General features: G+C 32.9%; 14 protein-coding genes. 1 reads left to right on the forward strand and 13 read right to left on the reverse strand.

The genetic code is table 11. The features are described 5' to 3' along the window. Positions 1 to 17 precede the first annotated feature (17 nt). The 7 genes from ytpR to CRO00_RS06810 form a co-directional block, all read right to left on the reverse strand. Positions 18 to 635 (reverse strand): YtpR family tRNA-binding protein, encoded by a 618-nt coding sequence (gene ytpR / locus CRO00_RS06780; protein ID WP_097072921.1) that lies wholly within the window; start codon positions 633 to 635, stop codon positions 18 to 20. Further along, on the reverse strand, positions 632 to 1,447 hold the full coding sequence (locus CRO00_RS06785) for a DUF1444 domain-containing protein (protein ID WP_097072922.1): 816 nt from the start codon (positions 1,445 to 1,447) through the stop codon (positions 632 to 634). The genes ytpR and CRO00_RS06785 overlap by 4 nt, the downstream gene beginning before the upstream one ends. 159 nt (positions 1,448 to 1,606) lie before the next feature. After that, positions 1,607 to 2,125 carry a hypothetical protein gene (locus CRO00_RS06790; RefSeq protein ID WP_097072923.1) on the reverse strand — a complete coding sequence of 173 codons (519 nt, stop codon included), beginning with the start codon at positions 2,123 to 2,125 and terminating at the stop codon, positions 1,607 to 1,609. 35 nt (positions 2,126 to 2,160) lie between these two features. Continuing rightward, a complete protein-coding gene (locus tag CRO00_RS06795) occupies positions 2,161 to 2,685 on the reverse strand; it encodes a DUF84 family protein (protein ID WP_097072924.1) in 525 nt (174 codons plus the stop codon). A 98-nt stretch (positions 2,686 to 2,783) separates the two neighbouring features. Beyond that, positions 2,784 to 3,860, reverse strand: coding sequence for a M42 family metallopeptidase (locus CRO00_RS06800; protein WP_097072925.1), 1,077 nt, complete (start codon positions 3,858 to 3,860; stop codon positions 2,784 to 2,786). A gap of 80 nt (positions 3,861 to 3,940) precedes the next feature. Continuing rightward, a complete protein-coding gene (locus CRO00_RS06805; RefSeq protein WP_097072926.1) occupies positions 3,941 to 5,995 on the reverse strand; it encodes a sensor histidine kinase in 2,055 nt (684 codons plus the stop codon). An 18-nt stretch (positions 5,996 to 6,013) separates the two neighbouring features. Then, positions 6,014 to 6,694: a response regulator transcription factor gene (locus tag CRO00_RS06810; protein WP_097072927.1), complete on the reverse strand. Its 681-nt coding sequence runs from the start codon at positions 6,692 to 6,694 to the stop codon at positions 6,014 to 6,016. A gap of 269 nt (positions 6,695 to 6,963) precedes the next feature. On the opposite strand from CRO00_RS06810, the gene CRO00_RS06815 reads away from it, so the two are divergent. Then, positions 6,964 to 7,278, forward strand: a complete 315-nt coding sequence (locus tag CRO00_RS06815) for a hypothetical protein (protein WP_097072928.1) — start codon at positions 6,964 to 6,966, stop codon at positions 7,276 to 7,278. Positions 7,279 to 7,397: 119 nt separating this feature from the next. Here the strand turns inward: CRO00_RS06815 and CRO00_RS06820 are convergent, their stop codons facing one another. From CRO00_RS06820 to pepV, 6 genes are all read right to left on the reverse strand, one after another. Beyond that, the gene (locus CRO00_RS06820; RefSeq protein WP_097072929.1) at positions 7,398 to 8,273 is read right to left on the reverse strand and encodes a YtnP family quorum-quenching lactonase; all 876 of its coding nucleotides are present in this window, start codon (positions 8,271 to 8,273) and stop codon (positions 7,398 to 7,400) included. Between the two features lie 74 nt (positions 8,274 to 8,347). Continuing rightward, positions 8,348 to 8,998 carry a tRNA (guanosine(46)-N7)-methyltransferase TrmB gene (gene trmB, locus CRO00_RS06825; RefSeq protein WP_097072930.1) on the reverse strand — a complete coding sequence of 217 codons (651 nt, stop codon included), beginning with the start codon at positions 8,996 to 8,998 and terminating at the stop codon, positions 8,348 to 8,350. 125 nt (positions 8,999 to 9,123) lie between these two features. Beyond that, the gene (locus CRO00_RS06830) at positions 9,124 to 10,059 is read right to left on the reverse strand and encodes a diacylglycerol/lipid kinase family protein (protein WP_097072931.1); all 936 of its coding nucleotides are present in this window, start codon (positions 10,057 to 10,059) and stop codon (positions 9,124 to 9,126) included. 6 nt (positions 10,060 to 10,065) lie between these two features. Beyond that, a complete protein-coding gene (locus CRO00_RS06835) occupies positions 10,066 to 11,061 on the reverse strand; it encodes a nuclease-related domain-containing protein (protein ID WP_097072932.1) in 996 nt (331 codons plus the stop codon). 101 nt (positions 11,062 to 11,162) lie between these two features. Beyond that, the gene (gene dat, locus CRO00_RS06840) at positions 11,163 to 12,026 is read right to left on the reverse strand and encodes a D-amino-acid transaminase (RefSeq protein WP_097072933.1); all 864 of its coding nucleotides are present in this window, start codon (positions 12,024 to 12,026) and stop codon (positions 11,163 to 11,165) included. A 21-nt stretch (positions 12,027 to 12,047) separates the two neighbouring features. After that, a complete protein-coding gene (pepV, locus tag CRO00_RS06845; RefSeq protein WP_097072934.1) occupies positions 12,048 to 13,436 on the reverse strand; it encodes a dipeptidase PepV in 1,389 nt (462 codons plus the stop codon). Between the last annotated feature and the right edge of the window lie 209 nt (positions 13,437 to 13,645).

Here is a 13,645-nt window from a genome sequence, read left to right on the forward strand (position 1 = left end):
CACTCTAGATTTTCGAATTAAAGAGTGGAAGGAATTTCAAATGGTGCTCCAACCTCTGCATCATAATTTAGTACTAAAATACCTTTTGCAGAAGGCGCATTTGGAATCGCTAACTCTTTTGCAGAGCAAAGCATTCCACTTGAAGCAACACCTCGTAATTCTGAATGTTTAATAACTAACCCTGAAGGCATTACAGCACCAATTTTTGCAACCACTACTTTCTGGCCAGCTTCAACATTTGGTGCGCCACATACGATTTGAAGAACTTCATCTCCCACATTGACTTTACAAATGCTAAGTTTATCTGCATTTGGATGTTTCTCTTTTTCTTCTACATAGCCTACAACAAATTTCGGTGTGAAATCTACATCTAGTGAAATAGTTGCGCCGTTTTCTTTGATGGCCGCCTCTAATTTTTCAACTAGTTCAGGGCTTACTTCAACATTTCCTTGCACCTCTAATTGTAAATACTTACTTGCATTAAACAAATTAAACGCTTTGATTTCACCTGTTGCTTTTTCTTTTAAAATTGCAACATCTCCAACTTTTTCTACTTCTGTGTTTACAATACTTTCTGACGCTAGTTGCACTAGTAATACGTCTCCAACATGTGGTTTGTTATAACTTATAATCATTTTTCATCTTGCTCCTTTTTCACTTTATTTTTGGCCAATATAAATATCGGCTCTAATTCGCCTTTTTCATATACAAAAGATAATGAAGTGATTGGCACTGTACCTACTGTAAAGAAATGCATCGTCATTTGTGCTAATACATCATACCCTACTTCATTTCGAATATCACCAATAATTAACACATCTTGATGAGGAACAGATAATGTCATATCCCCTTCAATTTGTTGTTCCATCTCTTTTAGAAATGTTTCATTTAATATTCGGCTAGCATCATATCCATCATTATGATTGATAAAATAAAAAACATTTCCTGCTACTTCATCTTTTTTCGTGTCAGTTGGTAATTTTCTAACTGAAAAACGGGCAGCTTCTCGAATTTGATTAGATGAAACTTGTAATTTTTCCAACATCGATTCATCAATTAAGCGATAGGTTGTCCCTAAATCAAGGGCGTAAAAAATACGAGTTTCAGCAGTGTGATTTGTTGTAATGAAAGGATGTCCATCATTTGATTTTAAAGGAAAAGAAGTGGATCTTACAACAGGATATACGAGAGATAAATCATGAAATCCTTCTTTATGTTCTTTCTCCATCGCTTCAAAAGTTTGCCCAATCGTATAAACCACTTCATCAATGGCCTTTTCTTTTATTGTATGATATTTAGCTAAAACATCCGATAATGCAAGTTCCATTCCTCTATTTAAAAACTTATGATTTAAACGCAAAGTCTCTTTTTCTTGATCAAATATATATTCAAAATGTTCAGTACCAAGACGCAATTTTAACTGTTCAACTAGTTGCTTTGATTTCATTTGTTAACTCCTCTTTTACACTTTTATAGGAATTGAAGCCCCATTTTAAAAATAAACGGCTCACCAATATGTGAACCGTAATCATTAAAGTATTTATCCTAATGTATTGTACAAAAGTTTGATTTACTAGTCGATTAGTTTGTCCTAAGTGAATGTTTATTAATCGATTAATTCAACAGAACGAGTAATAGCCATCATATTTGCTAATTTTTCATCGATTTTTTTGTCTTCAGAAATTGTTGATATTTTAGCCCCGCCACTGCTTGTAATTAACTCATAATGGTCTTCATCAACTTCAATAACTGCAGCAAAGCCAAAAGCGCCATCTGACTCTATTGTTTCTTCTTTAATCACTTTTTTAGAAGAATCTTTTTTCAATAGTTCATAATGTAACTTGCTATCTTGTTTTTCATATTCATTGACGAAAAGTAAATACTGGTCTTTTCCTTTTGTTAGTATTAAATTATTAAGATCTTCACTCTCTTTCGCACTATAGCCAGATGGTACAAACAACTGAATCTCTCCAATAGTTTTATTTGGTTTGTTTGAATTATCTTTGAATACAGTTTCTGCACTTGTTATCCCCAGTTCAACTTGTTCATCTACAGTTTTACCGCACCCAGTTAAAACCAATGTAACGATTATCAATATAGCTACATGAACCCATTTCAATTTCATATGTATCCTCTCTTTCTCGTAATTTTAAGATATGGCTATAAAATATTTTCTTTGTAACACAGATATTGACCGATAAGAAGTTTGACGATATGTTCAAACATTTCTGTACGATTTATTAACCCAGCTGTAAATACACCAATTGCCCCAGAATGATGACGTGTCTCTTTTTCTTTTGTATATTCATCCATTACCGGACCTAATTCTTTACCTGCTCGTAATTCAATAGCAATTTCTTCAGGCAATACAAATTGTGCGCCTGCGCAAGATAAAACTGTTCCATCTTGCAAGGCAACTGCTCCCCAATTACAACAATACATTAACCCATCTACTTCATAAACTCCACCTTCAAGCCCAAAGTTCAAATCAGCATTAGCAACTTTTAATGTATTTAATGCGCGATTAATTGCTCCTTGGCGAGTTTCTTCATTAGAAAATGGTTGCTCAGAAACGTTTGATCCAACAGAAAATTGTTCAAAAGATACATCTTCAAAATGTTTCTTAACTACATTTACAATAGCAGCTGTTTTTGCCTTATTTCTAGTTCCAATTGCGATTTTCATGAATTTCAACTCCGAAATTATAAATTTACGTATTAATTAGACGTTTTTGCCAAGAAAAAAGATGCCATCTATTCTTGGCATCTTTTTACTTACTTATTTTAAGCGTTGTTTATTATGGTTTCAACTGTTGTTCGGTCTAAAGTTCTAATGAGTTTTACAAGTAGTTCTTTCGCAGCAGCATAATCATCTACATGGATAATAGAAGCAGCTGTATGAATATAACGCGAGCAAATACCAATAACTGTACTTGGAATCCCTTTTTGTAACGTATGAACTCTTCCGGCATCTGTTCCACCTTGTGAAACAAAATATTGATATGGAATGTTATTTGTTTCGGCAGTGTCTAGGACGAATTCACGTAAACCTCTGTGTGTTACCATTGTTGGATCATAAATACGTAAAAGCGTACCCTTTCCTAATTGTCCAAACTGTGTTTTATCACCTGTTGTATCATTTGCTGCCGAGGCATCTAGTGCAAAGAATAAATCTGGCTGAATCATATTTGCTGAAACTTGAGCGCCACGTAAACCAACCTCTTCCATTACATTGGCACCTGAATATAAATGATTAACCACTTTTTCATCTTTCAGTTCTTTTAGTAGTTCAATCGCTAACCCACAACCATACCGATTATCCCAAGCTTTTGCCATAATTTTTTTAGGATTTGCCATGATTGTGAATGGACAAATTGGAATGATGGATTGCCCAGGTCTAATGCCCATCTCTAATGCATCTTGTTTATTATCTGCCCCAACATCAATGAGCATATCTTTTATATCTGTAGGTTTATTTTTATCTGTGCCTCTTAGTAAATGGGGTGGGATTGATGCAATAACTCCTGGAATTTCTCGGGACTTTGTATAAATAGTCACTCTTTGGGCTTGTAATACTTGGTTTGACCAACCACCTAAAGTTTGGAATCTAGTCATCCCGTTTTCTGTAATATTAGATACCATAAATGAAACTTCATCCATATGCCCTGCAACTAAAATTTTGGGAGCATTGTCATTTTCGGATTTTCTAAACCCAAAGATGCCACCTAAATTATCCTGAATGATTTCATCAGAATATCGTTCGAGTTCACTGCGCATAAATTGGCGGACACTCGTTTCATCACCAGGAGCACCGGGTAATTCCGTTAAAGTTTTAAATAATTGTAATGTTTCAGTATTCAACCAAGAACACTCCCTGTTTTTAAATTCAATCGCTCTTATTTTACCACATTTTTCTTCCATCTTTTTGTTTGCACTTTATTTTAAGCATGTTCTAAAATAGTTTGTTTATCCTCACAAGATAATGTATGAATCGCTGGAATTGTAAATGTAAAATTACTTCCATGACCTAAGGAACTTGTCACATTCATTTCCCCACCATGTGTTTTTACTATTTCTTTACAAATAGATAAGCCAATTCCTGAACTCTTCATATTTTTTTCATTATTCATTTTAATAAATTTTGTAAATATCGCCGGAATCATTTGTGGGTCTATTCCTACTCCTGTATCAATAATAGAGACAGATACGAAATCAAAATCACAATTGATTTCTACAGTAATACTACCTTCATTTGTATTCTTTAATGCATTACGTATTAAGTTAATAAAAACTTGTTCCATACGTATTGTGTCAATATTTATTTGAACTTGTTTATTCGTTCTCACTTCTAATTTAAAGTCCAGTTTTGATTGGGTAACTTCATAATGATACTTCTGAAATAATTTCTTAAAATAGGGAACTGGTTCAACTAGCTCAAAGTAAAATTTATACTGTTCAAGCTCCAATAGAGATAATTCAAATAAATCATCTAGCATACGTTCCATAAAAATTGTCTCTTCATAAATGGTTTTTGAATGTTTTTTATATTCGTCATTAATAATTCCATCGATGATTCCTTTAGTATAACTTTTTATTGTTGTTAATGGACTTCTCATTTCATGTGAAATGCTACTAATTAAATCGAGCCGGGCATTGAGAGCATGCTGTAATTGATTATTTATTTGAACAATTTCTTTTGTACGATTTTCCACTTCTGTTTCCAGGTTACTATTAATTTTCGTTAACTCTTCTTTTAATTGCTCTTCATGATTAAACGATTTTGAAATTCTTATAGATAATAAAATCGCTTGTAAAAAGATATATAGTAATAATCCTATTGGTACTAAGTCAACACTTTGAATAAAGTTTAAATAATATAAAACATCATTCACAATAAAAATAAAAAATATTGAAATTGCAATAAAGTTAAATTGATATGTTCTATCTTTAGTACGCAATACGTAACTAGAGAGCAATACTAAATTGAAAAAAATAATAATCAGAACAACTGAATAGTAAGGTAATATTAAGGTACTAATCTTTCCTGGTGTTAACAATACAAAAAGACTCAGTAAAATGTGGAAGATACAAACACCTTTTAAATAAATGGTCCGCAATTTGAAACCTAAAAAATAATGCAAATAATAATTGAAAAACGTCATGGAAATAAATGAACTTATATATTCAACTTTTTGTTTGATTTCCCACGGTGCGTTTGGAAAAACAAGACTCGACATATTTCCTTCTAAAAAGAGAATGCGAAATACTAATGCAATACAGGTCATACTAAAAAATAAATTGAGTATTTCTTTCGTTCTAAACAAATACATTACGAAATGGTAAACACCAATGATTAGTAAACTTCCTACAAGAAAACCATTGATTATAGAATAATTTAATGATTTATTTATAATTTCTTGTTGATTACCAAATTCTATATATGACCATATCCCGCTTTTTCTTTGGGAAAAATTTGAAACATGTAAGACGAGCTCTATTGTTTTCTCATGAGGAACAAATGAAAATAATATGGAAGAGTTTGCTGGAATGGAAGTTTTTTCAGTTACACCAACTTGTCCTGCCTCAGCCATTAATTCTCCATTTACCCACACTTTATAGTTAGAGGCGATATTCGGTAAAGAAATTGCCTTTACAGTTCCTACTTCGTTATCAGGTAAAATAATTTGTAGTCGATAAGTGGCATATCCAAAGCTAGATAGTTTTTGTCCGTTATGTATGACATCTTTCCATTGGTGTGGAATTGGTGTATAAATCTTTGGACTTACCCTTTTTTTTAGGGCTTTAGGGGGTATTAATTCATTCCAATAAAATTCCCATTGCCCAGACAATTTATGCTTAGAAATTTTACTATTACTTAAATCTAAAACTCCATTTGTAGCTTTTATTGTAGCTCCATACACATTCGTATTTGGTAGAAAACAAAAAAATAATAAACCGAGAAAACAGCTAAAAGCAACAAAGGTATTTCTTTTCATATGCACCACCTAGTAAATTTAATAGACAAATTTGTACCCAAATCCACGGACAGTTTTAATATATTGAGGTTTATTCGGATTTTCTTCTATTTTTTTCCGTAATGTACTAATATGAACTGTAACCGTTTTTAAGTCTGAAATAGAGTCATAACCCCAGATTGTGTCGTACAACAATTCAGTTGTTAGAACTTGATTCGGATTTTTCATCATATAGAATAACAGCATTTTTTCCTTTATTGATAGGGCAAGAAAACTTCCATCTTTCGTTACCGTTGCATCTTTAAAATTAACTACTAAACTGCCGATTCTAATAATGTTCGGGTCATTTTTTTCTAATCTTCTTAAGTTTGCTTTTAATCTAACAACCACTTCTGTTGGATCAAATGGTTTAGTAATATAATCATCACAACCGACTTCAAAACCTTTTATTAATTTCTCCTTCGCTTTTTCGCCTGTAATAAAAAATAAAATACCATCATCTGATTGTAGTCGGTATTTTTTCGCAAGTTCAAAGCCATTTTGATCAGGTAAATTTACATCAAGTAATAATACATCAGGCTGAATATTCGATATTAAATTAATTCCATCAACAGCATTTAGGGCAGTATATACACGATATTGTTCTTTTTCCAAATATACTGTTAATATCTCTACTATTTTAGGGTCATCTTCAACAATTACAACTTTTATATAATTCAAATGTTCTCCCTCCCTTTTTCCGTAGTCGAAAGATTGAACTAAAAATCATCCAAGGTAATATTATTTTACAAAAATTTGCTACCATTGAGTATTTTTACCATATTTCTATTATATATAAAAATCCACTAATTTTAAATTATTAAATTTTATAAACTAGTAATATAAAACTTAAAAAAACCACCTTAAGTCCAATTAGTTGTTGTAACGAATAACAAGACTTCTTCTATATTTGATGTTAAAATAAGGGATAGTTTAAAGGAGGATGGCATATGAAATTACGAGATTTTTTAATTGGTGTAGCAACAGGTTTAGCTGCAGCAGTCATTATTAAAGAAGCATCCGAAAGAATTTCACCATTTTTACCTGCTAATCAAGTATTAAACAATGTAAAATTTGAATTTAAAAAAGAAACTCCAATTGATGGTTCTTGGATTTTTATGAAACCTGAAGATTTTAATAATGGCATTTCGACCATTCCGGTTTATCGGGGCGGAATTTCGAGAGTGATTGATGGAGAGTTGGAGACTTTTGAATTCGCTGCAGACGCAAGGTCTGGTGTAATTGTGGAGTTAGTAAAATCTTAAGGGAATCTTTTAAAATACAATTACTTTAAAGCTGGACAAATTGTAATCTGTATAGTCCTTTATAAAATTTAGGAAACTTAAAACGGGATAAAGTTAGTAGTAACTTTACCCCGCTTTTTTTATGCTTTCACTTCATATGGAATTTTAGTCTCTTTTGTTCGTTTTAACGATGAAAGCACTTCTTTTCCATCCGGTGTCCATTGAATCATACGATAATATGCATCATGATAAAAAATAAATTTATAACTATTTGCCAATGCTTCTTTCATAATTTTTTCTTTTGCAAAGACACTTGTCATAGGATAATCATCATACGCCATTACCCACAATGGATTTTGATGAGCATGGGTAGCCATAATATCTGCCATATGAAGCATTGTTTCCCCATTTTGAGTTAACTTAATAATTGCATGTCCATCACTATGTCCACCTGTATGAATCAATTCAATTCCTGATGTGATTGTAATTGAACCTGAAAAAGTTTCGACTTGATGTTGGATTGGTTCCCAATTTTCTTTCCAATACGTATTTTTCGAACGGATATTCGGATTACGCATTTCATTCCACTCTACTTCAGTTGTATAAATTTTCGCATTTGGGAAAGTTGATACAAGTGTTTCCCCTTCCCAATGAGTTAACCCACTAGCATGATCAAAATGCATATGCGTCATTAAAACAACATCAATATCCGCTGCTTTTAACCCTAGTTCTTGTAAGCTCTCTAAAACGGTTGATTCTTCTGTTACTCCATAGTTACGAAGCTGTTTTTCTGTTAACTTATTAAACCCAACTCCACTATCGATTAAGTAGTTTTTTCCCTCAAACTGTATAAGAATTGGTTCACATGCTAATTCAACTTGATTTTTTTCATTTACGGGATATTTTCTTGACCAAAGTGGTTTTGGTACTACGCCAAACATTGCTCCGCCATCTAAAGAAGTGACTCCCCCATTGAGCCATGTTAACTGCATATTGTGAAATTGAAGTTGATCCATTCATTTCTCCCCTTTTCCCTAAAACTTTGTATGTTAGCGACTTTTTATAAAATTATCGCACAGTACACAATTGGTCATGCTTTTGAAATAAATTGAGATTCTAACCTATATATCGGTTGACCTTTTGCGGAAAACTTCTCTTCATATTCGGTCATGATATTGTCCTTAGGCTCATCTGCATGTAAATTGAGTGATACAAATTTTAACAGCATCCCATATTCAGACATACTTATTAGAGAGAATTCAAATAAACCACGATTATCTGTTTTAAAGTGAATTTCCCCATTATCAATTAAAATCGATTCATACAATTTCAAAAATCCCTCATGAGTCAAGCGACGTTTAGCATGGCGCGTTTTTGGCCAAGGATCGGAGAAATTCAAATAAACACGACTAACATCATTTTTTGTGAAGTACTTAGCCAAATCTGCTCCATTCACTTTTAGTAAACGTAGATTTGGCGGTGTGTTAGCTGCTATTACCTTTTCTAGTGCACTAACGATGACACTATCATATAATTCAATTCCAATATAATTAATTTCAGGGTTTGCTTGTGCCATTCCAGTAACAAATTGACCTTTCCCTGTTCCTACTTCAATATGTAATGGGTTATTATTTCCAAAAGCTTCATTCCACTTGCCTTTATAGTTTTCGGGGGTTGGAATAATAATTTCTGGATGGCTATTGATAAATTCTTCTGCCCAAGGTTTATTTCGTAATCTCACTTACATGTTCCTCTTTTCTTTGCTGTTCATTTTATTTGAAGATGGTTGAACTGATGTAGATAAACGTTCATGCCCATTAAATTTCTTATATTATAACTTAATTATCTACTAATTCCATAATATCGCTACTTTTCTTTCGCTAAATTCCAACTTTTTGGCTGTACCTCAAATTCTATTAAAGAGTTTTTTGTTGAAGTATCGATTATTTCCCCGTCAGTATGGCAGAGAATTTGTTCTTTAACACTTATCTTCACATTTACAGCACTGGTTTGAACCACTGCCTTTAAGCGGGTATGTGCTCCGAAAAATACCGTTACAAATAACAGTAATAACTTTATTCTAGATAAGTTATGAACAAGAATCACTTCTAACAATCCATCATCCGGTTTTGATTTTGGTGAAATTTTCATTCCTCCCCCAAAATAGGGTTGGTTGCAAATTGTAACAAACCATACATTTTTATACGATTTTTCTACACCTTCTATACAAACGGTTAAATCAAATAACTTAAACTTAAATAATCCATGTAGTAAAAAATAAACATAACTCAATTTTCCTAATCCTACTGAATTCAATCCTTTTTTTAGTTTGGATTGATTTGCAAGATTCGCTACAAAGGCATCGAAACCAATACCAGCATTATTAATAAAACATTTTTGGATAGTATTTATTTTAAAAACACCACTATCCATTTCTTTATATGTACAATCGTTTTGCAAAATAAATTGTTCAATTTGCTTGGCAGTTTGAAATGAAAAATAACCTCTGGAAAAATCATTGCCCGAACCAGCCGCAACATTACCAACGAAAACATCTTGAAAACCCATTACTCCATTTAGCACTCCATGAATGGTACCATCTCCACCTACAACAATAATGAGAATATTTTCTCCATTTGCTGATGCTTCTTCACTTAGCTGTTGAGCGATTTCCTTTGCGTGTTCATTATACTTTGTAATATGGAAGGAATAGGTACATTTAAGTTCCTTTCTTAACTTTTGCCAAACTATTTTCCCTTTTCCATTGCCGGCAAATTCATTGATGATAAAATGTAACTCCACGCACCACTACTCCTCTATATTTTCAACATTCCAAATATCACGGTTAAATGAGGTTGTTTGAACTTGGTGTAAAATTGCCTGAGCTGCATGCATTTGCATTCGCTTCATAGGAGAAGATGATCGTTTCAGGTGCATTAACCATTTTGGAAATTCTCTTTTATCGATAAACTGAACATTATATATTGAACCTGGATAATCAAAATAACCATTTCTTGAAAGTAATACTTTTCTTATTGGTAAGTCCACTTCATGAGCTGTGAAAATTTGGGAAACCACAGCTTCCATTCGATTTAATTGAATTAGCGGATTAAGCATTTTTTTATCAATCTTTCCTACTTTTTTTGTCCAAAAGCGTTCACTGTTTCCAACATATACAGCCATATTATCGTGTTCTACCACTGTAATACAAATACATTCAGTTGGTGTTAAAATGACAACATCTAATTCAACAGGTGCTTTTTTTACTTTGATAATCGGATAATAAAAGATTAGATAACTATCTGGTAATTGTTGAAGTATATTTCTTAGCAATGTATCTCGTAAAAATTTTGGATCTACATAAGATTTCTCCCGCAAAGTTGAACTTGCCCATTTAATTTGAAAATGGAAAAATTGATCTAAAAACATCACTTTTAATTCTTCTAACGTTTGAGGATGATACACGATTTTTGGCTCAAAAAATAAAGTGGTTGTTTCATCTTCAGGGATGACCTCATCTTTATCGATTAACTCATTTTCCACATCAACTTCCTCAATATTTTCTTCCTCAGCTTCAGATCTTTTAAACATTAATTTTTTCAAAAATGTAAAACGCTCTTTTGGCTCTTCAATTTCCGCTTCTGTTTCTATATGTTCCCAATCAGGAAGTTCTTCTCCTGATATCCATTGAGTTTTAACTCTTTCCCACTGAATTTGTTTCAATCGAACAAATTGTGTTGGATATCTTGTTAATGCTGTTTCATATCTTGAAATGTAATCTTGAAGTTTTACTAATTGAGCCAAATAAAACACTCCTATCCTATCTACTACAGTTAGTTTAATTTTACATGAGGAAGTAAAAAAAAAATAGTGGATAGCCGTTTTCGACAATCCACCTATTTTAATTATATTATATCTAGTACTTGAAAATCATTTGGAATTTTTGTTTCAAATTGTGTTTGTAATTTACGTGTCCATTCACCAATGACAGCATGATTAATTTTTACACCATCAATGTCAATTACAGGTGTAATCTCAGATGTTGTAGAAGATACAAAAACTTCATCCATTTGTAAAATTTCAGCTTTTGTGAATGTCTCTTCTTTTACTGGTAAATGAATCTCCTTCGCACAAGTTAAGATTACTCGACGTGTAATGCCATTAAGAATGAAGTTGTCGATTGGGTGTGTATATAATATACCGTCTTTAATACCAAATACATTTGTAGAAGAACCTTCTGTAATGATTTCCCCACGATGCAAAATGGCTTCATAACACCCTTTTTCTTGAGCCTGTTGTTTTGCTAAAACAGCCCCTAATAGATTCAGCGATTTTATGTCACAGCGTAACCATCGAATATCTTCAACAAAGGTTGCTTTTACACCTTTTTCTTTATTTTCTAAGGGACGAGGCGATTCTTTCACATTGCCCGTTAGAACAGGTAAAACTGTATCGCCAGGAAAATGGTGGATTCGAGAAGCTGTCCCTCTTGTTATTTGAAAATAAAGATTACCTGTATTTAGCTCATTTGCTTCTACTAATTCATGTAATAACATGTGTAATTTGTCTTTTGTATACGGAATCGTCAAATGGATCTTTTCTGCACTTTCATAAAAGCGATCAATATGTTCCTTTGCCGTAAACATTTCGCCATTATAAACTTTAATTACCTCGTAAACTCCATCCCCAAATTGATAACCTCGGTCTTCCTTATCAATTACTATTTCATCATCTTTTACAATTTTATCATTCCATAAAGAATATCCCATTGTTACTCACTCCCACTCTAGTTACTTTGCCAACTCAACGATTGCCTCGGCATAAATCGCTGCAGCCTTAATCAAGTTCTCAACGACAACATATTCGTCTGCTTGATGCGCTACATCAGGTTCTCCCGGGAAGAGCATTCCAAAGGCAACCCCTTTTTTCATTACCCGCGCATACGTTCCACCACCAGTTGATAATGGGTTTGAATGGTCATTTGTATATTTTCGATAAACAGACAATAATGTTTGGATAAGTGAATCTTCTTCTGGAATATAATGTGGTGCTGAATTTGAAACAACATCAAGACTAAATCCAAAAGCGGCAGTAAGTTGAGAAGCTTTTGTAATCTTCTCTTCAAATGAATATGTAACCGAGTAACGCATACTTACTTGAATACGAGCACCCTTTTCACGATGGAATAAAATAACTCCCGGATTTAATGTTGTTTGACCAGACATTTCATCAAAGTGATTTAAATTTAATGTTGTTCCATAGTGATCGCCATCGAACACTTCTACAATAAACGTAACAAACTGTTTACTAGCAGTTGTGTTTAAATAAGGTGTTAAAAATTTTGCTAAGAGCACCCCAGCATTAATTCCTTTTTCCGGCTCCATTGCATGAGCAGATTTCCCTTTAACAGTTACAATATATTTATTCTCTTCTTTATTTATTGTTCCTTGGATAAGATTTTTTTCTAGGAATTGCTCAAAATCATCCACAACCCCATCTTGGACGTTTTGAATAATTGCTTTTGCAAAATCAGGTACCATATTCGAACGTTGCCCTGATTGAAAAGCAACTAATTGTTCATTTTCGCTAAACTTTTCCTTCAATTCAAAATCTAGTAATGCAATCCCTTTTTCGGCATTGATAAGGGGAAAATCAGCATCAGGAGCAAAGCCGTTACTTGGCATTTCCTCATTTTTAAAGTAATGATTCACACAACGGAATCCACTCTCTTCATCTGTTCCAATAATCATACGAACTCGTTTGTTTAATGGAATTTGCTCATCTTTTATCATTTTCATTGCAAGCCATGCTGCAATTGTCGGACCTTTGTCATCAATTGCCCCTCGACCATATAGCTTACCATCCACTATTTCACCTTTAAATGGCGGATAGACCCACGAATCTCCTGCTGGGACTACATCTACATGACATAGTATACCAACCAATTCATCGCCTTGCCCCATCTCTATATGTCCTGCAACTTCATCTACATTTTTTGTTGTAAATCCTAGTTCTTCGCCTTTTTGTAGCATATATTGTAAAGCTTTTAATGGACCTGGACCAAATGGGGCATCTTTAGTAGCATTTGCTTCATCTAGTACACTCTCAATTTGTATTAATTGTTGTAATTCAAGAATTAACTCTTCTTCTCTAGATTGTGCTAACTTCAACCAATCCATTAACTACCACCTCACTAATTAATACCGAATATTTTACTCTTTCTCAAAGAAAGTACAAGCAATTTAGTCATATTTTGAGGTGATATGTCATATGCTCTATAAAGATGGCCCGACTACTTATAAAATGTTCAGAATTTTCTATAACTTCATCCACTAAAAAAATTCTATGTAAAAGTTATATTAATTGACTGAGAATTATGGAAAAATTA

The organism is Ureibacillus xyleni, assembly GCF_900217795.1.
GTDB lineage: Bacteria > Bacillota > Bacilli > Bacillales_A > Planococcaceae > Ureibacillus > Ureibacillus xyleni.

Excerpts from the sequence above, each read along its gene's own strand:
- CRO00_RS06815 (WP_097072928.1), top strand. The coding sequence starts at position 6,964 with ATGAAATTACGAGATTTTTTAATTGGTGTAGCAACAGGTTTAGCTGCA.
- CRO00_RS06785 (WP_097072922.1), bottom strand. The coding sequence starts at position 1,447 with ATGAAATCAAAGCAACTAGTTGAACAGTTAAAATTGCGTCTTGGTACT.
- dat (WP_097072933.1), bottom strand. The coding sequence starts at position 12,026 with ATGGGATATTCTTTATGGAATGATAAAATTGTAAAAGATGATGAAATA.
- CRO00_RS06820 (WP_097072929.1), bottom strand. The coding sequence starts at position 8,273 with ATGGATCAACTTCAATTTCACAATATGCAGTTAACATGGCTCAATGGG.
- CRO00_RS06795 (WP_097072924.1), bottom strand. The coding sequence starts at position 2,685 with ATGAAAATCGCAATTGGAACTAGAAATAAGGCAAAAACAGCTGCTATT.
- ytpR (WP_097072921.1), bottom strand. The coding sequence starts at position 635 with ATGATTATAAGTTATAACAAACCACATGTTGGAGACGTATTACTAGTG.
- CRO00_RS06805 (WP_097072926.1), bottom strand. The coding sequence starts at position 5,995 with ATGAAAAGAAATACCTTTGTTGCTTTTAGCTGTTTTCTCGGTTTATTA.
- CRO00_RS06790 (WP_097072923.1), bottom strand. The coding sequence starts at position 2,125 with ATGAAATTGAAATGGGTTCATGTAGCTATATTGATAATCGTTACATTG.
- pepV (WP_097072934.1), bottom strand. The coding sequence starts at position 13,436 with ATGGATTGGTTGAAGTTAGCACAATCTAGAGAAGAAGAGTTAATTCTT.